This is a genomic window from Mesorhizobium sp. M1A.T.Ca.IN.004.03.1.1 (assembly GCF_003997555.1).
Taxonomy (GTDB): Bacteria; Pseudomonadota; Alphaproteobacteria; order Rhizobiales; family Rhizobiaceae; genus Mesorhizobium.
In genome coordinates, this window is the sequence record NZ_RZTV01001118.1 from 1 (window position 1) to 234 (window position 234).

Annotated in this window: 1 pseudogene; it reads left to right on the forward strand. The window is 54.3% G+C overall.

Annotated elements, in window-relative coordinates:
- Positions 1-61: 61 nt before the first annotated feature.
- Positions 62-234 (forward strand): annotated as a pseudogene (locus EOD29_RS35150) (mandelate racemase/muconate lactonizing enzyme family protein); the annotation flags it as partial.

The following is a 234-nucleotide window of genomic DNA, read 5'->3' on the forward strand; positions in this document are numbered from 1 at the left end:
CAGGATAGAATACATAGCCTGGATTATCGCTATCCCGAACATTTCAGTAAAGGCAGTTGAGATGAAAATCACCAGCGTTCGGCCGTGGCTCATCAAGTCCGATGCTTCTTATTGGGGAGAGTTTCTGTTCGTCGAAGTAACGACCGATGAGGGGGTGAGCGGCTGGGGAGAGATCACCACCACGACGAGGCTCGCCAATCGCGCCCTCTGCACGATCCTGAGGCAGATCGGTGC